Genomic DNA, 23,188 nt, shown 5'->3' with positions numbered 1-23,188 from the left:
CCCCCCCCCCCCCTCCCATTGACTCTTTAGCTCTTTCCGAAGGCAACTGATAATTCTCGTTTTTGTTATCAGCAGGATGAGCAAATTCAGTAAACCACTACACATCCGATAACTGAGAGGCTGATTTGATTCTTTCGTCAGTGAAAGAGTAATGAATAAGAAATTTGTGCGGTTTACAGTGTCCACAAATCAGGTAGGAAAAGCCAATACCAGCGTGGTGTTATAGCTCTGCGCAAGTGGCACAGGTCCGCTCCTGGCACTAAACAGACTGTCATATTACTCATAAGCTAATAATAAAGGGGCTTCCGCCCCTTTATTATCGACTGCCCCACCAGCAATTGGTTATATCAACCCTGCTTCGCCGTCAGCTCCGCAATTCTCACAATCACCGCTACCGCTTTTTCCATTCCTTCCAGCGTCACAAACTCGTGTTTGCCGTGGTAGTTGTAGCCGCCAGTGAACAGGTTCGGGCATGGCAAACCTTTAAACGACAGTTGCGCGCCATCGGTGCCACCGCGAATCGGTTTCATGATGGGTTCGATGTCGCAGTCACGCATCGCCTGCTGCGCCACTTCAATAATGTAAGGATGCTCGGCCACTTTCTCGCGCATGTTGTAATAGCTGTCATCGATCACCAGCTCGATATAGCAATCCGGGTGCAGGCCTTTGCCGACTTTCTTGGCGATATCCATCATTTTGCGCTTACGAGCTTCAAATTGTTCGCGGTCAAAATCACGAATGATGTAGTGCATCTCCGCTTTATCGACCGAGCCTTTAATTCCGTGCAAATGATAGAAACCTTCGTAGCCTGCGGTACATTCCGGGCTTTCATCGGCAGGCACTTCAGCGTGAATACGCGCGGCAATCGAAAGTGCGTTGACCATCACCCCTTTAGCAGAACCCGGGTGAACATTGTTGCCAACAATTTTGATAGTGACCGATGCGGCATTGAAGTTTTCACACTCCAACTCGCCAACACCACCGCCATCTACGGTATAGGCCCAGCGCGCATCGAATGCTTCAACGTCAAAATGCTTAGCACCTTTGCCCACTTCTTCATCCGGCGTGAAAGCAATACGAATGTCACCGTGCGGGATCTTCTTCTCTTGCAGAACAGCCAGAGCCGTCATGATTTCAGCAATACCGGCTTTATCATCCGCGCCGAGCAGCGTTTTGCCATCGGTGGTAATCAGCGTTTGCCCAAGTAAATGGTGTAGTACGGGGAACATCACTGGAGACAGCACTTCATCGCCAATTCCGAGTGCGATGTCACCACCACGATAATTTTCGACAATCTGCGGGTTGACGTTCTTGCCCGAAAAATCAGGCGCGGTATCCACATGAGAGATAAAACCAATAGCCGGGACTTTTTTAGCGACGGTAGACGGAAGTGTTCCCATGACTGTGCCATGCTCAGCAATAGTCACATTCACTAAACCCATATCTTCCATTTGTTCTTTTAGCAATCGCAACAACTTCCACTGGCCTTCAGTGCTGGGAACTTGTTTTACGCCGGATTTGGACTGCGTATCCAAAGAGACATAATGTAAGAAACGTTCAAGTAATTTATCCATGTCGCGCTACCCTCAATTTTTGTGACTTCATTATCAGTAAGCCACAGATGCAAATATTGCGTTAGGTCACTTTTAGCCTGGTAGTGTTGAAAATAGTCACGAATGTAATGCAATGCGAGAGGATTTGGTGTTTGCTGCTTTAAACATCTTCATAATCAATCCCCAGGAAAGCATCAAGGATTGGCGATTTCAATGCTTTGCCGTAGAATGCCTGCCCTTACTTAAACGTGCAGAAACCGCAAGGTGGTTAATCACAAACCCCGCATCAGCCCGCAATTTGATGCGTCTTATATGGGACAGCGTAAAAAATTGAATAAACAGCAATGTTCGCTCTCTCCGCTGGTAGAACTGGTGGGAGTAAGAAAGAGCTTTGATGGCAAAACCGTTATTTCTGATTTATCTCTCACCATTAATGATGGTGAATTTCTGACACTCCTTGGCCCTTCCGGCTGTGGCAAAACCACTGTGCTGCGCTTAATTGCAGGGCTGGAAAGCGTTGATTCCGGGACTATCTGTCTTGAGGACCTGGACATTACGCGGGTTGCGGCTGAGCATCGCCACGTCAACACCGTCTTCCAGAGCTACGCTCTCTTCCCTCATATGACCGTTTTTGAAAACGTGGCATTCGGCTTAAGAATGCAGAAAACACCTGCCGCCGAAATACCTCCGCGCGTGAATGACGCGTTGAAAATGGTGCAGCTTGAGGAATTTGCGCAGCGTTTACCGCATCAGCTTTCTGGCGGCCAGCAACAGCGCGTGGCGATTGCGCGTGCGGTAGTCAACAAACCCCGTTTGTTGCTGCTTGATGAGTCACTTTCCGCGCTCGATTACAAATTACGCAAGCAGATGCAGAACGAATTAAAGGCGTTGCAGCGTAAACTCGGTATCACCTTTGTCTTCGTCACTCATGACCAGGAAGAAGCATTAACCATGTCCGACCGGATTGTGGTGATGCGCGATGGTCACATTGAGCAAGACGGCACGCCGCGTGAAATCTACGAAGAGCCGAAAAACCTGTTTGTGGCGAGTTTCATCGGTGAAATCAATATCTTCGATGCCATCGTCATTGAGCGCGTAGATGAACAGCGCGTGCTGGCGAACGTCGAAGGCCGCGAATGCCATATTTACGTAACGATGCCCGTCACCGCAGGCCAACGATTAAAAGTGCTGCTGCGCCCGGAAGATCTGCGTGTTGAAGAGATCAACGATACCCACGTTGCCGATGGCTTGATTGGCTATGTGCGTGAACGAAACTATAAAGGCATGACGCTGGAATCTAACGTTGAGTTGGAAAACGGCAAAATGGTGATGGTCAGCGAATTCTTCAATGAAGACGACCCTGATTTTGACCATACACTTGATCAAAAGATGGCTGTGAATTGGGTTGAAAGCTGGGAGGTAGTGCTGGCAGATGAAGAGCTCACGTAAGTTCCAGAATCTGGTGATCGCCACCATCGTCGGTTGGCTGCTGCTGTTTGTATTCTTGCCCAATCTGATGATCATCGGGACAAGTTTCCTGACGCGTGATGATGCTAATTTCGTCAGCATGGTTTTCACGCTGGATAACTACACCCGGCTTGCCGATCCGCTGTATGCGCAAGTGCTGCTTCACTCGCTAAATATGGCGGTGATAGCCACCCTCGCCTGCCTGGTGCTGGGCTATCCGTTTGCCTGGTTCCTTGCTCGCCTGCCAGAACGCGTGCGCCCGCTGCTGCTGTTTTTGCTGATTGTTCCCTTCTGGACTAACTCGCTGATTCGTATTTATGGGCTGAAGATTTTCCTCAGCACCAAAGGCTATATGAATGCATTCCTGCTGTGGCTCGGCGTGATTGATACCCCGATTCGAATCATGTACACCGAAAGCGCGGTCATCCTCGGCCTGGTTTATATCCTGCTGCCGTTTATGGTGATGCCGCTCTACTCCAGCATCGAAAAGCTCGACAAACCGCTACTGGAAGCGGCGCGTGATTTGGGTGCCAGCAAACTACAGACCTTTATCCGGATTATTATTCCGCTCACGATGCCGGGAATTATTGCCGGTTGCCTGCTGGTCATGCTGCCTGCAATGGGGCTGTTTTACGTTTCAGACCTGATGGGTGGCGCGAAAAACCTGCTGATTGGCAACGTCATTAAGAGCCAATTCCTGAATATTCGTGACTGGCCGTTTGGCGCGGCCACCAGCATTACACTGACACTTGTGATGGGTCTGATGCTGCTGATTTACTGGCGTGCCGCCAGATTGCTGAATAAAAAGGTGGAATTAGAATGATGGGTCGCCTGCTCCGTGGCGGCTTTATGACCGCCATTTACGCGTATCTGTACATTCCGATTATCATTTTGATCGTAAACTCATTTAACAGTTCGCGTTTCGGTATCAACTGGCAAGGCTTTACCGGCAAGTGGTATAGCCTGCTGCTGAACAATGACAGCCTGCTGCAAGCTGCTCAACACTCGCTGACTATGGCGGTGTTTTCTGCCACTGCGGCGACGTTAATTGGCTCGTTAACGGCGGTGGCGTTATACCGCTACCGTTTTCGCGGCAAGCCTTTCGTCAGCGGTATGCTGTTTGTAGTGATGATGTCGCCCGATATCGTGATGGCGATTTCACTGCTGGTGCTGTTTATGCTGCTGGGCGTTTCGCTCGGCTTCTGGTCGCTGTTGTTCTCGCACATCACCTTTTGCCTGCCGTTTGTGGTGGTGACCGTCTATTCCCGCTTGAAAGGGTTTGATGTACGCATGTTAGAAGCGGCGAAAGACTTAGGTGCCAGCGAGCTGACGATTCTGCGCAAGATCCTCTTGCCACTCGCGATGCCTGCCGTTGCCGCAGGCTGGTTACTCAGTTTTACGCTCTCGATGGACGATGTAGTGGTTTCGTCGTTCGTCACCGGGCCAAGTTATGAAATTTTACCGTTGAAGATTTACTCAATGGTGAAGGTCGGTGTTTCACCCGAGGTGAATGCACTTGCTACCATTCTGTTGGTACTCTCGCTGGTCCTGGTCGTTGCCAGTCAGCTTATTCTTCGTGATAAAACTCAGGGGACGTTAAAATGACTAAATGGCCACGCCACCTGCTCGCTGCGGGCGCTCTGGTACTGGGTATGGGCGCTGCACATGCCGACGATAGCAAGACGATCTACTTCTATAACTGGACCGAGTATGTGCCGCCAGGCCTGCTTGAGCAGTTCACTAAAGAAACCGGTATTAAGGTGATTTATTCGACTTACGAGTCGAATGAAACCATGTACGCCAAGCTGAAAACCTATAAAGAAGGTGCCTACGATTTAGTAGTACCATCGACCTACTTTGTCGCGAAAATGCGCAATGAAGGCATGATCCAGAAGATCGACAAAAGCAAACTGAGCAACTTCAAGAATCTCGATCCGGAGATGCTCAACAAGCCGTTTGACCCGAATAACGACTACTCCATCCCTTATATCTGGGGTGCGACGGCCATTGGCGTAAATAGTGATGCCATTGACCCGAAAACCATCACTAGTTGGGCCGATTTATGGAAACCAGAATATAAGCAAAGCCTGTTGATGACTGATGATGCACGTGAAGTGTTCCAGGTTGCGCTGCGTAAACTGGGGTATTCCGGCAATACCACCAATCCAAAAGAGATTGAGGCGGCTTACCACGAGCTGCAAAAACTGATGCCAAACGTGGCGGCATTTAACTCAGATAACCCAGCCAATCCGTTTATGGAAGGCGAAGTGAATCTCGGTATGGTGTGGAACGGTTCTGCGTATGTCGCACGCCAGGCAGGTACGCCACTGGAAATTGTCTGGCCAAAAGAAGGCGGGATTTTCTGGATGGATAACCTATCTATTCCGGCAAATGCTAAAAACGTCGACGGTGCGCTGAAACTGATTAACTTCCTGCTGCGCCCGGACGTGGCAAAACAGGTGGCTGAAACCATAGGCTACCCGACGCCAAATCTTGAAGCACGCAAACTGCTGCCGAAAGAAGTCTCTGGTGATAAGACGCTCTACCCGGATGAAGCGGTGCTGAAAAATGGTGAGTGGCAAAACGATGTTGGTGATGCCAGCACGATTTATGAGAATTACTATCAGAAGTTGAAGGCGGGACGTTAATTTTTATACCTGGCGGGGCCGTCGTCCCGCCTTTTAATTCATCCTTTCGTCTTATGGCATCGCTTCCCTCTCTTTCTAAGCTTGAATGAGCGCCTGACTATTGCCGTCATCTCACTACCCCCGCTCATTGCAGACTGAGTGAAAATCGTGATGAATACATTCTTTATACTGGCCCAACTACTCAACCTTGGTATTTTCACCGCGTTTATTCTCGCGAGGAAAGATAAGCCTGAGGCTAAACCACTGATTGATATCAGAGCGATACAACTCTTACGGCTGACTTATTTACTACCAATAATCGCCTTCGCCTGGAGCCTTTTCTTTGTGGAATACGTTACGCCGCTGGATTGGGTTTGTTTGCTGATAGCAATTGCAGGAACCGTTCTGGTGGTGAAAGGAAAAATCGATTTAGGGGCACATCATACTTGGGCGGGATACTACCTTCCGCAAGCACCGCGTATACACAGCGGGATCTTTTCGTGGATAGCTCACCCGATGTACGCTGGAATCATTATGGTGATCCTCTCTTGCAGCGCAGTGTATGTCACCCGATTGCCCTGGTTTATCAGTGCATTGGCATTACTTTGCTGCGCGTATATTTCGCTATTTTTGATAATAGTGGCTTTGCGGGAAGAGAAGTTATTTGTCGCGGCGAGAGCGTAATTTTTTGACATTAATAGGCGGGCAGTATCGGCTACCCGCTATTTGTTATAGACCTTTCAACAAGCGGTCGACATACTCCGGCACCACTTCACTGGCTAAGCCGTAGAATTTTTCCTCGAACTCACTGCCAACCTGGCTCGGTTCAAGGTTCAGCTCAACAGTATGCGCGCCTTGTAAACGGGCTTCGTGTACGAACCCGGCAGCTGGGTACACATGGCCCGAGGTGCCGATAGCAATAAAGTAATCAGCTGTAGCAATAGCCTGATAAATCTCATCCATACCCAGTGGCATTTCGCCAAACCACACCACATGTGGGCGCAGCGGTGCAGAAAGCTGGCAGCAATGGCAGCGGTCTTCGCGGGTAATATCCCCTTTCCACTCCAGCACTTGCCCACTGCGCGCACAGCGAACTTTCAGCAGTTCACCATGCATATGGATGATGTTTTTATTGCCAGCTCGTTCATGGAGGTTATCAATATTCTGCGTCACCAACAGGAAGTGATCACCCAGTTCTTCTTCCAGACGAGCCAGTGCCAGATGGGCAGCATTCGGTTTAATTTCCGACTGCTGAAGTTGCTGGCGGCGAGCGTTATAAAACGCCTGTACCAATTCAGGGTCGCGAGCGAAGCCTTCAGGCGTCGCAACATCTTCAACCCTATGCTCTTCCCACAAACCATCAGTGGCACGGAAAGTTCGAATGCCTGACTCAGCAGAAATTCCCGCGCCGGTCAGAACCACAACTCTGGGTTTTTCCATCGCTTCGGGTCCAGGTATATCTCTGAAAAAAGCACGCTGACGTAAACGCTGACGGAGCAGACGCTTAGTTTTGCGAAACCGGCTTAGCCGATGTTGACGACGCGATAGCATAATTTACTCCGTGAGATGGAGGAATGCCGCACCACGCATACCACCGGCATCACCATGTCGCGCAGGTTCAATACGCGGTACTTTTGCCACAGGCAGAAGATACTTAGGTAGACGCTCAGGCAGTTGCTGGTACATCTCAGTAAAGTTAGACAACCCACCGCCAATCACGACCAGATGCGCATCAATTGCCGTTAACAGGCTGCCAAGACAGCAGGCCAGCAGCTCAACGAAGCGATCGACATGGGCTACAGCCTTTTCATCACCTGCGCGATAGCGGGCAACAATTTCTTTAGAGTCCAGTGGTTCAGAGTAGAAGTGCTGATAAACCCACGCAAATCCACGGCCAGAAAGATAGTTTTCAATACAGCCATGTTGCCCGCAACCGCAGCGCGTGAGGGGAATATCACGGCCCAGCACATTCAGTGCATCAACTGGCAGGCGGGTATGACCAAACTCGCCGGTAATATAGTTGCGCCCGGTAATGGATTTACCGTTGACGATGATGCCACCACCAACACCCGTGCCGAGAATCAGGCCCATGACCACCGGGTAATCACGAAACTCATCGTCCCAGGCCTCAGAGAGCGCAAAACAGTTCGCATCGTTGTCCATGCGTACTTCACGCCCGAGCATCGCGCTCAGATCGGCCTGTACCGGTTTCCCGCTGGCTGCAGGGACATTCGCCGCGTATAACGTGCCATCATCTGTGACGGGCATTCCGGGGATACCAATACCCACCGAGCCTTGAATACCAAAACGGCTATCGGCTTCCTGTACCATGGAAGCGATAGCCGCTAAAAAGTTCTCATAACTGTCATGCGGGGTGGGAACACGTTTTTCCCATTGCAAACGACGCTCACTGTCGTAGACCCCAAGAGCCATCTTACTGCCACCAATGTCAAATCCGTAATACATCGTTTCTCCCTATATCCGTCATACTTCAAGCTCCAGGGGTGCAGCCTACCTGCAACTTGAAGTACTCAGGGTATATATTTTGGTGAAGAATTTATTGTCCGCTTAATACTCGCGCCGGATCGATATTACTGGCTCGGCGCGCCGGATACCAACTGGCAAGTAAACTCAGTAGCAATGCTGTGATCAGGACATAAAATACATCCAGCCAATGCAGTTCAGATGGCAAGAAATCAATGAAGTAGATATCGCCTGACAAGAACTGGTGACCGATTAATTTTTCAATCACGTGGATAATATTGGTCAATTGCCAGGAGGCCAGCACCCCAACAATCACACCACTTACACTACCCAGCAACCCCGCCAGCAGACCGTACCAGACGAAAATGGCGCGAATCAGACCATCTTTTGCCCCAAGGGTACGCAATACAGCAATGTCGCTGCTCTTGTCTTTAACCGCCATGACAAGCGTGGAAACGATGTTAAAACAGGCAACGCCGATAACCAGCACCATCGCCAGATACATGATGGCGCGAATCATTTGAATATCGCGATACATATAGCCGTAGGTGCCAATCCAGCTTTTGATATAGACGTAAGCGTTGGTAACTTCGCCGGCATCGCGCACAAGCTTATTGGCATTGAAGACGTCATTGACCTTGATAGCGATACCGGTAACGCTATCGCCCATATCCAGATAGCTCTGCGCATCAGCCATTGGCACCATTGCCAGGCTGTGGTCAAGCTGACCACTTAGAGCCAGGATTCCAGTGACATGCAGGCGAACACGTTTGGGTTGCAGAAGTTTAGTGCCACCATCACTGTTCGGAATCATGATGGAGACCCAGTCGCCCTGCTTCACCTTCAGCGCATCGGCAACACCTTTACCAATAATGATTTGCTGCTGACCCGCTTTAAAGTCCTTCCAGCCATTGTTCTGCACATATTCAGGCAACGCGCTCAGGTGAGTTTCCTGTTCTGGATCGACGCCTTTTACCACGATGGCGCGCAGGTTAGCACCGCTTTCCACCAGGCCAGTGAAGTTGATGTATGGTGCGGCAGCGATGATGCCTTTAACCTTCTCGACACGTTGCAACACACCTTTCCAGTCGTGGAATGGCTGATTAACCGGCTCGATTTCACCATGTGGCACAACCGCAAGCACGCGATTATTCAGCTCGCGCTCGAAACCGTTCATCGCACTCAAACCCACAATCAGGACCGCTACACCCAATGCGATACCTAACGTGGAAATAATTGAGATAAGAGACACCATGCCGCTGCGACGACGCCCGCGGCTAAAACGTAAACCAATCAGCAGTGACAGTGGCGAAGCCATTAATCGGCTCCCATCAAAGTCAGCTCATGAGTCAGCCGACCATCTTGCATTTCTAACTGGCGAGACATGCGTTTGGCCAGTTTGAGGTCGTGAGTCACCACCAAAAATGCGGTTCCCTGACGCACATTCAGCTCGCCAAGCAGTTCGAAAATGCTATCTGCATTACGTGCATCGAGGTTCCCGGTCGGTTCATCGGCCAACACAAGGCGCGGGTTATTTACCAGCGCACGAGCTATCGCCACACGCTGGCGTTCGCCACCGGACAACTCTGACGGACGGTGATTACTGCGGTGATCAAGCCCTACCGCTTTTAGCATATCCAGCGCACGTTGCTTTGTTTCATCGGTATTCTTTTTGCCGATGAGCAGTGGCATGGCGACGTTTTCCATCGCGGTAAAATCAGGCAGCAAATGGTGGAACTGATAAATAAACCCCAGCTCCCGGTTGCGCAGCTCGGCTTTCGCAGAAGAGGACATTGAGCTCATTGCTTTGCCGTTAAAAATGACATCGCCTGACGTTGGCGTATCCAGGCCACCCAATAGGTGCAGCAAGGTACTTTTACCAGAACCGGAGCTGCCGACAATCGCCATTAACTCGCCTGTGTTGATGCTGAAGCTGACATCATGCAACACGTCCGTTTGCACTTTGCCTTCCTGATAGCGTTTGCACAGTTTGTCACACTGCAACAGGACAGAATTACTCATAACGTAAAGCCTCAGCGGGAAGTGTCGCGGCGGCACGCCACGATGGATAAAGCGTGGATAACAAAGCGACAGCCATAGCAATAATCGCAATCACAATAACTTGTACAGGGTCGATAGCGACCGGCAGCGCAGCACCATCGAGCAACGCGCCAATAATCGGCATCAAGTTGTTCAACTGGCTGGCAAGTAGCGCGCCTAACAGCGCACCGAGCAGCGCACCAATAACTCCCGCACTCGCCCCCTGCACCATAAACACTGCCATGATTTGGCGACGCGTCAGCCCCTGAGTCTGGAGAATGGCAACTTCGCCTTGTTTCTCCATCACCAGCAAACCGAGCGAGGTAATGATGTTAAATGCAGCAACGGCCACAATCAGGCTCAGCAGCAGCCCCATCATATTTTTTTCCATGCGCACAGCCTGGAACAGCTCACCTTTACGCTCGCGCCAGTCTTTCCACTCGGTACCCGCAGGCAAGGTTTGTTGGCTCAGGACATCCACCTTGAGTGGTTCAGCCAGCCATAAGCGCCAGCCGGTAATATTACCTAACGGATAACGCATCAGGCGTGATGCATCTTGCTGGTTCACCAGCATTTGATAACCATCGACTTCGCTATTAGCCGCGAAGGTACCAATCACATTAAACAAACGCTGACTTGGCAAACGACCCATAGGCGTAAACTGACTGGCAGAAGGCACCATTACACGGATGCTATCGCCACGCTTAATGCCCAATTGCCCGGCAAGTTGTTCACCAAGAATAATGTTGTACTGCCCAGCGACCAGGTCTGTTTGCTTCACGTTGACCAGGAACGGCGAAAGCGGATCTTTTTCTTCCGGGTTAACCCCTAGCATGACACCCACTGCAACGCTGCGCGCACTCTGCAGTACTACGTCACCCGTAGTAATCGGTGCAATGCGCGTAACACCTTCGAGTTTTAGGTCTTTCGCAGGAAGTGTTTCGGGGTTAATAGAGCCGCTGGTTGAGGTGATTACAGCTTGTGGCATCAAGCCAAGAATGTTGTTTTGCAGCTCACGTTCAAAGCCGTTCATCACGGAAAGCACCGTGACCAGCGCCATTACGCCAAGCGTAATGCCAATAGTCGACAGCCAGGAGACGAAGCGACCGAAGCGGTCAGCTGCTCGCCCACGCATGTAGCGCAGGCCTATAAATAACGCGACAGGTTGATACATGTATTCCGTCTTGTGGCAGTTGCGGATGCAAAGTTGGCAAGAAGTATATAAGCGATACCGCATCAAGTAAATGAAACGTAACGTTTTTTTGATATTTCAGAACATGTGAAATACCAATTAAATCAAACTCATAACATCTTGTTTTCGCTGTAAAGCCGCATCAATTCGGTTATTAATTAATCATGCGGAATTTCTGAAATGTGCCTGATTCTTACAAAAACAGACAAATCAGGTAAAAAATTGCCCGGCGATCTTCCACCCTGAAAGCAAATACCGGCCAACAGAAGATTAAGCCCGCGCATGAAAAATAAACAACTGTGGATCAACCATATCAAGGGGCTATGTATCTGCCTTGTCGTTATCTATCACTCGGTGATCACCTTTTACCCGCATTTGACGCAACTTGAAGCTGGTCTGCCTGAATACATTGCGAAAAGCTGGATCTACCTGAATCTCTATCTGGCACCTTTTCGTATGCCAGTGTTCTTCTTTATTTCTGGCTTTTTAATCACCCGCTATATCGAGTCGGTGAAATGGCGTGACTGCGTGGATAAGCGCATCTGGAATATTTTCTATGTCCTGGTGCTGTGGGGTGTTTTGCAATGGTTGGGAATTTCGCTTATCAATCAGTGGCTAGCCCCCGACCTGGTACGTAACCCCACGTCTAATGCCGCGTACTCGGAAACCCTGTTGCAATTTGCCACCAGCATGGCAAAAGCCAGCACCAGTCTTTGGTATCTCTATGCGCTAATAATCTATTTCGCGATATTCAAAAGTCTGCGTCGCTATAAAGTTCCGGTAATCATCATGCTGCTTGGAGTAAACGTGGCAATCAGCTTTATGCCGTTGCCGTGGTGGGGCATGAACAGCGTGGTGCGCAATATGTGTTATTACGGTTTGGGCGCATGGTTTGGCCCACAATTGATGACGTGGATGAAAACGACCCATTTCCGCCAACATCCGCTGCTTTGTACTGCAGGCGCTCTGCTCTCCGTAGCGCTGTATCTGGTGAATGTCCCAGTAGTGATTTCCGTGGTGTCGATTTTTGTCATCATGAAGCTGTTTTACATTCTGGATAGTTGGCGCGAGAGCCGTTCCGATGCATTTCTGAATATCGTTGGTTCTAACACCATTGCCATTTACACCACCCACCGCATCATCATCGAAGCGTTGAGTTTGTTTATGATCGGGCAAATTAATGCAGACAGAATCTCCGATAACCTGCTGATCGCCGTTTTACTGGTTTATCCGTTTGTCAGCCTGGCAACGTGCACTCTAATAGGTTTGGGATTCAGGAAATTATCGCGTGCGCTATTGGGCGATATGCTTTTTACCCCTCCCACCAAAATGGTGTTCGCGACTGACATCCGCTAAACGTTCTTTCTCAGGAGGCGTTGCGATTGGGTTGCTAATACAAAACGATCGCGGATAATAAACAACATTGTTTTCGAGTGCTTATCAATACCCTGCAGCTTGATAGATGAAGGGTAAACACGGCGCAACCTGAGAGATGCTGACGTCCACCATGTCTGAAAATTATCGCTATTCCTTACCTGTTAAAGCTGGCGATCAGCGCCAGCTTGGAGAACTCACCGGTTCAGCTTGTGCGACCGAAGTTGCCGAGATCGTCGAGCGCCATAGTGGGCCGGTGGTGCTGATTGCTCCTGATATGCAGAATGCTCTACGCCTGCATGACGAAATTAGCCAGTTTACGGAAAGCCTGGTGGTGAATCTTGCTGACTGGGAAACGCTGCCGTACGACAGTTTTTCACCGCATCAGGAAATCATCTCTTCGCGTTTATCCACGCTGTATCAATTGCCAACCATGCAGCGCGGCGTACTGATATTGCCAGTCAACACTTTGATGCAACGCGTCTGCCCGCATAGTTATTTGCATGGCCACGCGCTGGTGATGAAAAAAGGTCAACGTTTATCGCGTGATAACCTGCGTAGCCAATTAGAACAGGCAGGTTATCGCAGCGTTGATCAAGTTATGGAACACGGTGAATTTGCTACCCGTGGCGCATTACTAGATTTGTACCCGATGGGCAGTGAGCAGCCTTATCGCATCGACTTTTTTGATGATGAAATCGACAGCCTGCGTGTGTTTGATGTCGATACTCAGCGCACACTTCAGGAAGTTGATGCCATCAACTTACTCCCCGCTCACGAATTCCCGACCGATAAAACGGCTATTGAATTGTTCCGTAGCCAGTGGCGCGACAAGTTTGACGTGAAGCGCGAACCTGAACATATCTATCAGCAAGTCAGTAAAGGCATGCTGCCGGCCGGGATTGAATACTGGCAGCCGTTATTCTTTAGCGAACCATTACCGCCGCTGTTCAGCTATTTCCCAAAAAATACCTTGCTGATAAACACCGGCGATATTGAAACCAGCGCCGAGCGCTTCTGGCAGGATACGTTCGCCCGCTTCGAAAACCGTGGTGTTGATCCAATGCGCCCTCTGCTGCCACCAGAAAGTCTGTGGCTGCGCGTGGATGAACTCTTCAGTGAGCTAAAAGCCTGGCCGCGAATCCAGTTAAAAACCGAATCTCTGGCCGACAAAGCCGCGTTTACCAATCTGGGTTATCGCGTATTACCCGACCTTTCGGTTCAGGCGCAACAGAAAGCACCGCTCGATAATTTGCGTAAATTCCTTGAGTCTTTCGCCGGCCCGGTAGTGTTTTCCGTAGAAAGTGAAGGCCGCCGCGAAGCGTTGGGCGAGCTATTGTCACGCATTAAAGTGGCGCCAAAACGCATCTATCGTCTTGATGACGCGGTAGATAAAGGCCGATACCTGATGTTGGGTTCGAGCGAACACGGCTTTATCGACACCCTGCGTAACCGGGCATTAATTTGCGAAAGCGACTTGTTGGGCGAGCGCGTTAGTCGTCGACGTCAGGACAGCCGTCGCACCATTAACCCAGATACCCTGATTCGTAACCTCGCAGAGCTGCGTACCGGGCAACCGGTCGTGCATCTTGAACATGGCGTTGGGCGTTATGCCGGTTTAACCACCCTGGAAGCGGGCGGCATCACCGCTGAATATTTGATGCTGACCTATCATGGCGATGCAAAACTGTACGTGCCGGTTTCGTCTCTCCATTTGATTAGCCGCTATGCGGGCGGTGCCGAAGAAAACGCGCCACTGCATAAACTCGGCAGCGATGCGTGGTCCCGTGCACGCCAGAAAGCGGCAGAAAAAGTGCGAGATGTTGCTGCTGAATTGCTGGATATTTACGCGCAACGCGCAGCCAAAGAGGGCTTTGCCTTTAAGCATGACCGCGAGCAGTATCAGTTGTTCTGCGACGCCTTCCCATTTGAAACTACGCCGGATCAGGCACAAGCCATTAACGCGGTATTAAGCGATATGTGCCGGCCGCTGGCGATGGACCGGCTGGTATGTGGTGACGTGGGCTTTGGTAAAACCGAAGTTGCGATGCGCGCCGCATTCCTTGCGGTTGAAAACCACAAACAAGTTGCGGTGCTGGTGCCAACCACCCTGCTTGCGCAGCAGCACCTGGATAACTTCCGCGACCGTTTCGCCAACTGGCCAGTGCGCATCGAAATGCTGTCACGTTTCCGTACGGCTAAAGAGCAGGCGCAAATTCTCGAAGAAGCACGAGAAGGGAAAGTCGATATTCTGATCGGTACGCATAAGCTATTACAGAATGACGTGAAGATGAAAGATCTCGGCCTGCTGATTGTCGACGAAGAACACCGCTTCGGCGTGCGTCATAAAGAGCGCATTAAAGCCATGCGTGCCGATGTCGATATCCTGACGCTAACTGCCACACCAATTCCACGTACGCTGAATATGGCAATGAGCGGAATGCGCGATTTGTCGATTATCGCAACGCCTCCGGCACGCCGAATGGCAGTTAAAACATTCGTTCGCGAGTACGACAGCCTGGTGGTTCGCGAAGCAATCTTGCGTGAAGTGCTGCGTGGTGGCCAGGTCTACTATCTCTATAACGATGTAGAAAACATTCAGAAAGCAGCCGATCGCCTCGCCGAGCTTGTACCGGAAGCGCGTATTACTATCGGCCATGGCCAAATGCGTGAGCGTGAGCTGGAACGAGTGATGAACGACTTCCACCACCAGCGTTTTAACGTGCTGGTGTGTACCACGATCATCGAAACGGGTATCGATATTCCGACTGCCAATACCATTATTATTGAACGTGCAGACCATTTCGGCCTTGCACAGTTACACCAGTTGCGTGGCCGCGTGGGGCGTTCGCATCACCAGGCTTATGCATGGCTTCTGACGCCACATCCGAAAGCAATGACCACCGATGCGCAGAAACGCCTGGAAGCTATTGCGTCGTTAGAAGACCTGGGTGCGGGCTTTGCGCTGGCGACTCACGATCTTGAAATTCGCGGTGCGGGTGAATTACTTGGTGAAGGCCAGAGTGGTTCGATGGAAACTATCGGTTTCTCGCTGTACATGGAGATGCTGGAAAACGCCGTCGATGCGCTCAAAGAGGGCCGCGAGCCGTCGCTTGAAGATTTGACCAGTAGCCAAACCGAAGTTGAACTGCGTATGCCCGCGTTGTTACCAGATGATTTCATCCCGGACGTCAACACCCGCCTGTCGTTCTATAAACGCATTGCCAGTGCCAAAACGGCACATGAGCTTGATGAATTAAAAGTGGAATTGATTGACCGCTTTGGCCTGCTGCCGGATGCCGCTCGCAATCTGCTGGATATTGCGGCATTGCGTCAGCAGGCGCAAAAACTTGGCGTGCGTAAGATTGAAGGTCATGACAAAGGTGGTGTGATTGAGTTTGCTGAGAAAAACCACGTTAACCCAGTTTGGTTGATTGGTTTGCTGCAAAAACAGCCGCAACATTACCGTCTGGATGGGCCAACGCGACTCAAATTTATTGAAGACCTCGCAGATCGTAAAGCGCGTATGGAATGGGTACGTAACTTTATGCATCAGTTGGCGCAGAACGCTATAGCGTAGTTCTCATGGTGGCGGGTGGCGCATGCGCTTACCCGTCCTCCTCCATTTCATCGTAACATTTACACATCCTTTCAATCCGCCAGGATTTCCCGACATCTCCCCCTGCCATAATCATCGATTAACTTTTTTATAACATTAACCATAATACTTATAGGGTTTATCGTGATTACCTCTTTGAGCGTTTTATCATCTCGCAAGGCACGCGCTATGCGGTGGCTGGCGTCGATTATGCTGGTTAGCGCAGCACTCACCGCTTTTAACGCGAATGCCAACTCTTATCCTCTACCAGCAGAAGGCAGCCGTCTTATCGGTCAGAATTTTTTCCATGAGGTAAAAGATGACGGTGGTTCACTTGAGGCTATCGCCAAAAAATACAATGTGGGCTTCCTTGCTTTATTACAGGCCAACCCTGGCGTCGATCCCTATGTTCCCCGTGCGGGCAGTGTTTTGACCATTCCACGTCAGATGATACTGCCGGATGCCCCACGTGAAGGGCTGGTTCTCAATCTTGCCGAGCTACGCGTTTACTATTATCCCAAAGGAAAGAACAGCGTGACGGTTTACCCGATTGGTATCGGCCAGCTTGGTGGTGATACGGTAACGCCAACGATGGTGACCAGTGTTTCAGATAAACGGGCCAATCCAACCTGGACCCCAACCGCAAATATTCGCGCTCGTTACCTGGCAAATGGCATCAAGCTGCCAGCTGTTGTTCCTGCCGGGCCTGAGAACCCAATGGGCCATCATGCGATTCGTCTCGCAGCCTTTGGCGGAGTTTATCTACTGCACGGAACTAACGCAGATTTCGGCATCGGCATGCGTGTCAGCTCAGGCTGTATTCGTCTGCGTGATGGCGATATCAAAGCGCTGTACAAAGATATGCCTGTCGGAACGCCAGTTCGCATTATTAATACCGCGATTAAAACGTCCATCGAGCCAGATGGCAGACGTTTAGTTGAGGTGCATCAGCCACTGTCGAAAAATATTAATGATGATCCTCAAGTGCTGCCGATTACGCTGACTGAACAAATGAAACAGTTCCAGGCCGCCCCTGAAACTGACGCGACAGTTATGGAACAGGCGATGCTGCACCGCTCTGGCATGCCAATTGAAGTCAACGCGCATACTGTAGCGACCAACGAAATCTGATTATCGCGCTAGTTCGGATAGAAAAAAGGCCCTGTTTTTCAACAGGGCCTTTTTTATTGAATGGGCGCGACCAACACCGCTGCAACTTGAAGTATGAAGGGTATGCTTATTTATAAATTACCGCAGTACCGTGCAAAGTGTTCGGGCCGGTAACTGAAGTAATACGGAATGAGCTGGCACCCATTTGTTCGGCTTTCTCAGCCAGTTGATCTTCCAGCGAACCCAGGTTTGTCCCAGCTGTTGCGGTGATTGTGCCGACTTTCTGTTGACCGGTTGGCGTTGCCTGCACTTCAACAGCGGCAAAGCTTGCGAAAGAGAGTGAACTAAGAACAGCAGCAGCGATAAGAGTTTTTACGTTTTTCATGTTATTTACCTTGAGCAGATGATTTAGTAGGCCGTTAAGTTCTTTACTTAACGATCGATAACTAAATCATAGATGTGATCTGCATCACGCGTCAAACTATTTTTATAACGCTCGTTAATTATTTTATAAACGCACTATTTTTCATAAGCATAGGATTAAATTATTTTTAATAATCAACCTCTGGCTTACGCGTGTTATTATTTTTATAATGATCGTTCACTAAACAGACAAAGGTTAAACGGTTCCCATGTCCACTGACACTAGTTGCATTAAAAAAAGCCGTGGCCGACCGAAGGTGTTTGATAGGGAAGCTGCACTTGACAAGGCCATGGCTTTGTTCTGGAAACACGGCTACGAAGCCACTTCTATGGCACATTTAGTTGAAGCAACAGGTGCAAAAGCGCCAACGCTTTATGCAGAGTTCACCAACAAAGAAGGTATGTTCAAGGCAGTATTAGATCGCTATATCGCACGAGTAACGCAGCAGCGTGAGGCTTGCCTTTATTGCGAAGATCGTACTCTGGAACAGACCCTGGAAGATTATCTCTCTTTGCTGGCAGAGATGTTTACTGACAAAGAGACACCATCAGGCTGCTTTATGATATGTACCTCTGCGGTGTTGGCCGTCTCTTCGGAAGATATCTCCGCGATGATAAAAATGCGTCAGTCGATGCAGGAAGCGACTCTGGTTCACTTCCTGGAGCAGCGACAGCAAAAAGGTGAAATTCCGGCAACCACAAGCGTACGCAATCTGGCGAAATATCTCTGTTGTATCATTCAGGGGATGTCGATCAGCGCAATCGAAAATGCCAGCTATGAAGAGCTGATGCAGATCGTGAAAACCACACTACGATTGTTACCGGAACTAAAGAAAAACTAACCATGGGCGGCTTTACCGCCCTTTTTGTATTAACGCTCTCGCCCTTTGCTCCAGTAGGCCATAAAGTTGATGGCGTCATGGCTCACACCGCATTCTCCAATTAAGTAACGGCGCAGCATTTTCACAACCGATGATTCCGCCGCAACCCAGCCGTAAAAAGCGTTACTGGCCGTTGTGGCTTTATCCCACAACAGTTCACCTTCAGCCTCTTCATTAACTGTTTCTGTGATCCCCGCAGCTTTAGGGAGTTGGGCACATTCACTTACCGCCTTGAGTAAGCACTCCCCATGCCTTGCGTTGACAGCCTTTCGCGGCAACCAATGAATTTTCGCAAAACCAAATTCACTTAAATCCACGCAATCCCCCTGCTCCGGGACTTCAAAAAACGCCTGAATTTTTGGAGGATTTTGCAGTTTCGATAGCAGTTCAAGTATGCCTCGCGCCGCAGGCAATGCAGTTTCATCCGCAACAATTAATCCCTGGCGCAAATCCGCAGGTGGCGTCCATTCATAACCGCCGCTGTCTGCCGGGTAATCGGCATTCGGCGCGACAATTTGTATTTTATCACCGGATTGCGAGCTAATTGCCCATGCGGAGGCAGGCCCTTCCGTGCCGTGACTGACGAATTCAACAGTCACCTGCTGACGCTCGCAGTCAACGTGCCGCAAGGTATAAGTGCGCACAATCGGCCGCTTTTCTTTGGGTAATTCTTGCAACAACGAATACCACTGCCCATGTTCTGGCAAGTTCGGAATTGAGCCATCTTCAGACGGGAACAACATTTTGATTCGCTGGTCGGGCGAATCACATTTCATGTTTGCCACATCCGGACCGCCAAATACCAGACTCAACAGCGAAGGTGAAACGTGTGATTTATGCATTAGCTGCACATTAAACAATCTGTAGCTTTGTACCTCTGCCATTTCAGCTCCTTTGCCTTGTCTTGCCATCGCCAAAAAAATTACCCACAGAAATCATATGATTATTCATAAGATTAATTTGAGAAATACTATCAATTGAGATTGATAATGAGAACCGTTATCGGCAGAATTCAGCTCGTTCTTATTTCAAAACATTTTAAAATGTTAATATTTTCCCATCCAAGGAATGATGATGATGCATAAAAACGCACGCTGGGTGCTTAACCCGTTGCTTCTGGCGATGATGGCTCCGGCTTTCGCGCAGCAAACTTCCGAAGAAAATATTCTGGTTTCTGCGAACCGTATGCATCGTACGGTGGCTGAAATGGCGCAGACCACTTGGATTATTGAAGGCACCGAGCTTGAGCAACAGATTCAGGGAGGCAAGGAGCTGAAAGACGCACTTGCACAGTTAATTCCCGGTCTGGATGTCAGTAGCCAAAGCCGTACCAACTACGGCATGAACATGCGCGGCCGTTCTATCGTGGTTTTAGTGGATGGCGTTCGTCTGAACTCTTCACGTACCGATAGCCGTCAGCTCGACTCTATTGACCCTTTCAACATTGAACACATCGAAGTTATCTCTGGCGCAACTTCGCTGTATGGCGGTGGTAGTACTGGCGGTCTGATTAATATCGTGACGAAAAAGGGCCAGCCTGACACTCAGGCCGAATTTGAAACCGGGATTAAGTCTGGTTTTAACAGCAGTAAAGATCATGATGAACGTGTCGCCAGCTCCATTTCTGGCGGTAACGATAATGCCTCTGGCCGTTTATCTGTGGCTTATCAGAAATTTGGTGGCTGGTTTGATGGCAATGGCGACCAGACTTTGCTCGATAACACGCAAACCGGTTTACAGTATTCCGACCGTCTGGATGTCATGGGTACCGGCACGATAAATATTGATGAAACCCAGCAACTGCAGGTGGTGACTCAATATTATAAAAGCCAGGGAGACGGTGATTACGGGCTGAATCTGGGTGAAAATTTCTCCGCAGTGACCGGTAATGGCAAAGCGTTTGTCAGTGACAATCTTAATTCTGACCGCATTCCTGGTACCGAGCGCCATCTGATTAGCCTGCAATACTCCAACAGCGACTTCCTCGGCCAGGAAGTGGTTGGGCAGATTTACTATCGTGATGAGTCTCTGACCTTCTATCCTTTCCCGACGCTCACGCGTGGAGCCGTAACCAGTTTCTCGGCCTCCCAGCAGGATACCGATCAGTACGGGGCGAAACTGGCTCTTACCAGCCAACCGCTGGATGGCTGGCAGATTACCTATGGCGTCGATGCCGATCACGAGAGCTTTACCTCGAACCAAATGTTCTTTGATCTCGCAAAAGCCAATGCTTCAGGTGGTCTGAATAATCAGAGCATTTACACCACTGGCCGCTATCCAGGTTACACCATCACTAACCTCGCTCCGTTCCTGCAAAGCAGTTATGACATCAACGATCTGTTTACCCTGAGCGGCGGCGTGCGTTACCAATGGACTGAGAACAAAGTCGATGATTTTGTTGGCTTTACTCAGCAACAAGGTATTGCAAACGGTATCGCTCAGTCTGCGGACGCAATCCCTGGCGGCAGCACGGATTACGACAACGCGTTATTCAATGCTGGTCTGTTAATGCATATTACTGACCGCCAGCAAGCGTGGTTTAACTTCTCACAAGGTGTAGAGCTTCCTGATCCAGGCAAATACTACGGTAATGGCACTTACCGACTGGTGAATGGCCATTACCAACTGGTAAATAGCGTGAACGTCGGGCAGTCAAAACTTCAGGGGATCAAAGTCGATTCTTATGAGTTGGGTTGGCGTTATACCGGTGATAGCCTGCGCAGCCAAATTGCGGCGTACTACTCGTTGTCTGACAAGTCGATCTCCATCAACCGCGCAGATATGACCATCAATGTGGAAGATGACAAGCGTCGTATTTACGGTGTTGAAGGTGCTGTGGATTACTTTATTCCAGACTCGAACTGGAGCACCGGCTTTAACTTTAACGTGCTTAAGTCCGAAACTAAAGTGGATGGCAAATGGCAGAAATGGGACGTGATTTACGCAAGCCCTTCAAAAGCCACCGCGTATGTTGGCTGGGCACCAGACCCGTGGAGCCTGCGAGTTCAAAGCCAGCAGACCTTTGATTTAACCGATGCCAGCGACAATAAGATTAATGGTTATAACACCGTCGACTTTATTGGAAGCTACGCTCTACCACTAGGCAAGCTGAGCTTCAACATCGAAAACCTGCTTGATAAAGACTACACCACCGTGTGGGGCCAGCGCGCACCATTGCTTTACAGTCCAACGTACGGCAGCCCTTCGCTGTACGAATATAAAGGGCGTGGGCGCACTTACGGTGTGAATTACTCCCTGCAATTCTAAATTGATCACAGCAGGCTGGCTAAAAACCAGCCTGCTTTTTTACTCTCATACACAAAATCCTTCTCGACCAAAACCCAGTAGTCATTTAAAACATAGGGACTCTAATGATAGGTACGGCTTATATTTGGTAGGATTAGCTTATGTTGGCAGGTTTAATCGGTTTAGGTTCAGTCATCGAAACAGCATATCTCCCGGCGCTACGCCGCATCTCTACTCCCTTGCTCAAATGTTACGGTTATGACGCTGACCCGGCGCGTGAGATTGACGGCATTACCCGTTGTGATTCCCTGGATGCACTTTTAGCAATGCCGCTCGACGTGGTGCTTATCACGACATCGTCTCTTCATCACCTTCCCGTTCTTGAGCGAGTCTTGCAAAGTGATGTGCCTGCGATTGTGGTAGAAAAACCGGTTGCTGCCACACTTGCACAACTTGAGACACTTAAAACACTGCTCGCGCAACCACAAAATGCCGTGCGTGTTCTGGCTTTGGATCACTGGATGATTCGTACTCAAGCCTGTAATCACATTCACAACATCAATGAGATAAAGTGCATCGAAGGTTTTTTAATGGAGCCAAGTGGTTTTAATGCCGCAGGTGAGCCGATTGCCCTGAACTTTGCAACGGGTGAAGCGGACACCCGCCAGTTGCGTCATCCTGACGGTGTAATTGTCGATATCGGTACTCATACTCTCGCCATGATGCGTGAAACTGTCCATCAGTTAGGTGGCAATGACCAGCTCACCGTGGAACTCAGTTACGCACGCGACCACCTGGGGAATGCAATTGCGGCGGGTGACTTCACTACCGCGGAAGGTGAAGCGCTGTTAACCGGAACGATGAGCGGCATTCCCTTTACGCTCCATCTCAATAAATATGCCGGGCCTGCTGGCGGCCAAAAAGGGATGCGAATTCATCTTCATAACGGGCAAATTATCAATATCGATCGTCAAGGTTTGAATGAGGTAGTTGAACGGATTTCTGAACAGGGAACCGAGTGCAGCACCTTGGCGGGGCCGCTTTACGACCGTTGTTTACATGATGTTGTCTTTGGCGAGCAAAGGTTGTTCTTGCGCACACCTGAAGAAATACCAGCCTACACTCAGCGCCGGATAGCAGAAGTTACTGCCTTGCTGGAGTTGCAACAGCAGTTACGCGGCCCACATTGATGG

The 23,188-nt window shown here is 49.8% G+C and carries 19 protein-coding genes; 11 read left to right on the top strand and 8 right to left on the bottom strand.

Annotation, left to right across the window (positions count from 1 at the left end):
• Nucleotides 1–347: 347 nt before the first annotated feature.
• The gene (gene pepT / locus M977_RS18900) at nt 348–1,574 is read right to left on the bottom strand and encodes a peptidase T (RefSeq protein ID WP_064517976.1); all 1,227 of its coding nucleotides are present in this window, start codon (nt 1,572–1,574) and stop codon (nt 348–350) included.
• Between the two features lie 291 nt (nt 1,575–1,865).
• Between pepT and potA the strand changes: the two genes are divergently transcribed.
• The 5 genes from potA to M977_RS18875 all read left to right on the top strand — a co-directional run bounded on the left by potA (nt 1,866) and on the right by M977_RS18875 (nt 6,331).
• Nucleotides 1,866–3,002 carry a spermidine/putrescine ABC transporter ATP-binding protein PotA gene (potA, locus tag M977_RS18895; RefSeq protein ID WP_064517999.1) on the top strand — a complete coding sequence of 379 codons (1,137 nt, stop codon included), beginning with the start codon at nt 1,866–1,868 and terminating at the stop codon, nt 3,000–3,002.
• Complete coding sequence (gene potB / locus M977_RS18890; RefSeq protein WP_064517974.1) at nt 2,986–3,843, top strand: spermidine/putrescine ABC transporter permease PotB; 858 nt, start codon at nt 2,986–2,988, stop codon at nt 3,841–3,843. Before potA ends, potB begins: the two co-directional genes overlap by 17 nt.
• Nucleotides 3,840–4,625, top strand: coding sequence for a spermidine/putrescine ABC transporter permease PotC (gene potC, locus M977_RS18885; protein ID WP_064517972.1), 786 nt, complete (start codon nt 3,840–3,842; stop codon nt 4,623–4,625). Before potB ends, potC begins: the two co-directional genes overlap by 4 nt.
• Nucleotides 4,622–5,668 (top strand): spermidine/putrescine ABC transporter substrate-binding protein PotD, encoded by a 1,047-nt coding sequence (gene potD, locus M977_RS18880; protein ID WP_064517970.1) that lies wholly within the window; start codon nt 4,622–4,624, stop codon nt 5,666–5,668. The genes potC and potD overlap by 4 nt, the downstream gene beginning before the upstream one ends.
• A 150-nt stretch (nt 5,669–5,818) precedes the next feature.
• The gene (locus M977_RS18875) at nt 5,819–6,331 is read left to right on the top strand and encodes a methyltransferase (RefSeq protein WP_064517969.1); all 513 of its coding nucleotides are present in this window, start codon (nt 5,819–5,821) and stop codon (nt 6,329–6,331) included.
• Nucleotides 6,332–6,376: 45 nt separating this feature from the next.
• Here the strand turns inward: M977_RS18875 and cobB are convergent, their stop codons facing one another.
• The 5 genes from cobB to lolC all read right to left on the bottom strand — a co-directional run bounded on the left by cobB (nt 6,377) and on the right by lolC (nt 11,345).
• The gene (gene cobB, locus M977_RS18870; RefSeq protein ID WP_064517967.1) at nt 6,377–7,198 is read right to left on the bottom strand and encodes a Sir2 family NAD+-dependent deacetylase; all 822 of its coding nucleotides are present in this window, start codon (nt 7,196–7,198) and stop codon (nt 6,377–6,379) included.
• 3 nt (nt 7,199–7,201) lie between these two features.
• Nucleotides 7,202–8,113 carry an N-acetylglucosamine kinase gene (gene nagK, locus M977_RS18865; protein WP_064517965.1) on the bottom strand — a complete coding sequence of 304 codons (912 nt, stop codon included), beginning with the start codon at nt 8,111–8,113 and terminating at the stop codon, nt 7,202–7,204.
• Nucleotides 8,114–8,204: 91 nt separating this feature from the next.
• Complete coding sequence (gene lolE / locus M977_RS18860) at nt 8,205–9,449, bottom strand: lipoprotein-releasing ABC transporter permease subunit LolE (RefSeq protein ID WP_064517963.1); 1,245 nt, start codon at nt 9,447–9,449, stop codon at nt 8,205–8,207.
• Nucleotides 9,449–10,153 carry a lipoprotein-releasing ABC transporter ATP-binding protein LolD gene (lolD, locus tag M977_RS18855; protein ID WP_064517961.1) on the bottom strand — a complete coding sequence of 235 codons (705 nt, stop codon included), beginning with the start codon at nt 10,151–10,153 and terminating at the stop codon, nt 9,449–9,451. Before lolD ends, lolE begins: the two co-directional genes overlap by 1 nt.
• Nucleotides 10,146–11,345: a lipoprotein-releasing ABC transporter permease subunit LolC gene (gene lolC / locus M977_RS18850; protein ID WP_064517959.1), complete on the bottom strand. Its 1,200-nt coding sequence runs from the start codon at nt 11,343–11,345 to the stop codon at nt 10,146–10,148. Before lolC ends, lolD begins: the two co-directional genes overlap by 8 nt.
• A 300-nt stretch (nt 11,346–11,645) precedes the next feature.
• On the opposite strand from lolC, the gene M977_RS18845 reads away from it, so the two are divergent.
• The 3 genes from M977_RS18845 (at nt 11,646) to ldtC (ending at nt 17,466) form a co-directional block, all read left to right on the top strand.
• Nucleotides 11,646–12,719 carry an acyltransferase family protein gene (locus tag M977_RS18845; protein ID WP_064517957.1) on the top strand — a complete coding sequence of 358 codons (1,074 nt, stop codon included), beginning with the start codon at nt 11,646–11,648 and terminating at the stop codon, nt 12,717–12,719.
• A 151-nt stretch (nt 12,720–12,870) separates the two neighbouring features.
• Complete coding sequence (gene mfd, locus M977_RS18840) at nt 12,871–16,317, top strand: transcription-repair coupling factor (protein ID WP_064517997.1); 3,447 nt, start codon at nt 12,871–12,873, stop codon at nt 16,315–16,317.
• A gap of 207 nt (nt 16,318–16,524) precedes the next feature.
• A complete protein-coding gene (ldtC, locus tag M977_RS18835; RefSeq protein WP_064517955.1) occupies nt 16,525–17,466 on the top strand; it encodes a L,D-transpeptidase LdtC in 942 nt (313 codons plus the stop codon).
• A 106-nt stretch (nt 17,467–17,572) separates the two neighbouring features.
• Here ldtC and bhsA read toward each other — a convergent pair whose 3' ends face one another.
• Nucleotides 17,573–17,830: a multiple stress resistance protein BhsA gene (gene bhsA / locus M977_RS18830; protein WP_064517952.1), complete on the bottom strand. Its 258-nt coding sequence runs from the start codon at nt 17,828–17,830 to the stop codon at nt 17,573–17,575.
• Nucleotides 17,831–18,077: 247 nt separating this feature from the next.
• Here bhsA and M977_RS18825 point away from each other — a divergent pair, with 247 nt between their 5' ends.
• The gene (locus tag M977_RS18825) at nt 18,078–18,710 is read left to right on the top strand and encodes a TetR/AcrR family transcriptional regulator (RefSeq protein ID WP_064517950.1); all 633 of its coding nucleotides are present in this window, start codon (nt 18,078–18,080) and stop codon (nt 18,708–18,710) included.
• Between the two features lie 29 nt (nt 18,711–18,739).
• Here M977_RS18825 and M977_RS18820 read toward each other — a convergent pair whose 3' ends face one another.
• On the bottom strand, nt 18,740–19,633 hold the full coding sequence (locus tag M977_RS18820; protein WP_064517948.1) for a siderophore-interacting protein: 894 nt from the start codon (nt 19,631–19,633) through the stop codon (nt 18,740–18,742).
• A gap of 193 nt (nt 19,634–19,826) precedes the next feature.
• On the opposite strand from M977_RS18820, the gene M977_RS18815 reads away from it, so the two are divergent.
• Together M977_RS18815 and M977_RS18810 are read left to right on the top strand one after the other, a co-directional pair.
• Nucleotides 19,827–22,016 (top strand): TonB-dependent siderophore receptor, encoded by a 2,190-nt coding sequence (locus M977_RS18815; protein ID WP_064517995.1) that lies wholly within the window; start codon nt 19,827–19,829, stop codon nt 22,014–22,016.
• Between the two features lie 140 nt (nt 22,017–22,156).
• Nucleotides 22,157–23,185 carry a Gfo/Idh/MocA family oxidoreductase gene (locus M977_RS18810; protein WP_064517946.1) on the top strand — a complete coding sequence of 343 codons (1,029 nt, stop codon included), beginning with the start codon at nt 22,157–22,159 and terminating at the stop codon, nt 23,183–23,185.
• Nucleotides 23,186–23,188: the final 3 nt, after the last annotated feature.

The organism is Buttiauxella gaviniae ATCC 51604 (assembly GCF_001654835.1).
Lineage (GTDB): Bacteria > Pseudomonadota > Gammaproteobacteria > Enterobacterales > Enterobacteriaceae > Buttiauxella > Buttiauxella gaviniae.
This window is presented reverse-complemented; position numbering and strand designations above follow the sequence as displayed.

Excerpts from the sequence above, each read along its gene's own strand:
- potA (WP_064517999.1), top strand. The coding sequence starts at position 1,866 with ATGGGACAGCGTAAAAAATTGAATAAACAGCAATGTTCGCTCTCTCCG.
- potC (WP_064517972.1), top strand. The coding sequence starts at position 3,840 with ATGATGGGTCGCCTGCTCCGTGGCGGCTTTATGACCGCCATTTACGCG.
- mfd (WP_064517997.1), top strand. The coding sequence starts at position 12,871 with ATGTCTGAAAATTATCGCTATTCCTTACCTGTTAAAGCTGGCGATCAG.
- cobB (WP_064517967.1), bottom strand. The coding sequence starts at position 7,198 with ATGCTATCGCGTCGTCAACATCGGCTAAGCCGGTTTCGCAAAACTAAG.
- pepT (WP_064517976.1), bottom strand. The coding sequence starts at position 1,574 with ATGGATAAATTACTTGAACGTTTCTTACATTATGTCTCTTTGGATACG.
- M977_RS18810 (WP_064517946.1), top strand. The coding sequence starts at position 22,157 with ATGTTGGCAGGTTTAATCGGTTTAGGTTCAGTCATCGAAACAGCATAT.
- potB (WP_064517974.1), top strand. The coding sequence starts at position 2,986 with ATGAAGAGCTCACGTAAGTTCCAGAATCTGGTGATCGCCACCATCGTC.
- bhsA (WP_064517952.1), bottom strand. The coding sequence starts at position 17,830 with ATGAAAAACGTAAAAACTCTTATCGCTGCTGCTGTTCTTAGTTCACTC.
- M977_RS18815 (WP_064517995.1), top strand. The coding sequence starts at position 19,827 with ATGCATAAAAACGCACGCTGGGTGCTTAACCCGTTGCTTCTGGCGATG.
- lolE (WP_064517963.1), bottom strand. The coding sequence starts at position 9,449 with ATGGCTTCGCCACTGTCACTGCTGATTGGTTTACGTTTTAGCCGCGGG.
- lolD (WP_064517961.1), bottom strand. The coding sequence starts at position 10,153 with ATGAGTAATTCTGTCCTGTTGCAGTGTGACAAACTGTGCAAACGCTAT.
- nagK (WP_064517965.1), bottom strand. The coding sequence starts at position 8,113 with ATGTATTACGGATTTGACATTGGTGGCAGTAAGATGGCTCTTGGGGTC.
- M977_RS18845 (WP_064517957.1), top strand. The coding sequence starts at position 11,646 with ATGAAAAATAAACAACTGTGGATCAACCATATCAAGGGGCTATGTATC.
- lolC (WP_064517959.1), bottom strand. The coding sequence starts at position 11,345 with ATGTATCAACCTGTCGCGTTATTTATAGGCCTGCGCTACATGCGTGGG.
- M977_RS18875 (WP_064517969.1), top strand. The coding sequence starts at position 5,819 with ATGAATACATTCTTTATACTGGCCCAACTACTCAACCTTGGTATTTTC.
- potD (WP_064517970.1), top strand. The coding sequence starts at position 4,622 with ATGACTAAATGGCCACGCCACCTGCTCGCTGCGGGCGCTCTGGTACTG.
- ldtC (WP_064517955.1), top strand. The coding sequence starts at position 16,525 with ATGCGGTGGCTGGCGTCGATTATGCTGGTTAGCGCAGCACTCACCGCT.
- M977_RS18820 (WP_064517948.1), bottom strand. The coding sequence starts at position 19,633 with ATGGCAGAGGTACAAAGCTACAGATTGTTTAATGTGCAGCTAATGCAT.
- M977_RS18825 (WP_064517950.1), top strand. The coding sequence starts at position 18,078 with ATGTCCACTGACACTAGTTGCATTAAAAAAAGCCGTGGCCGACCGAAG.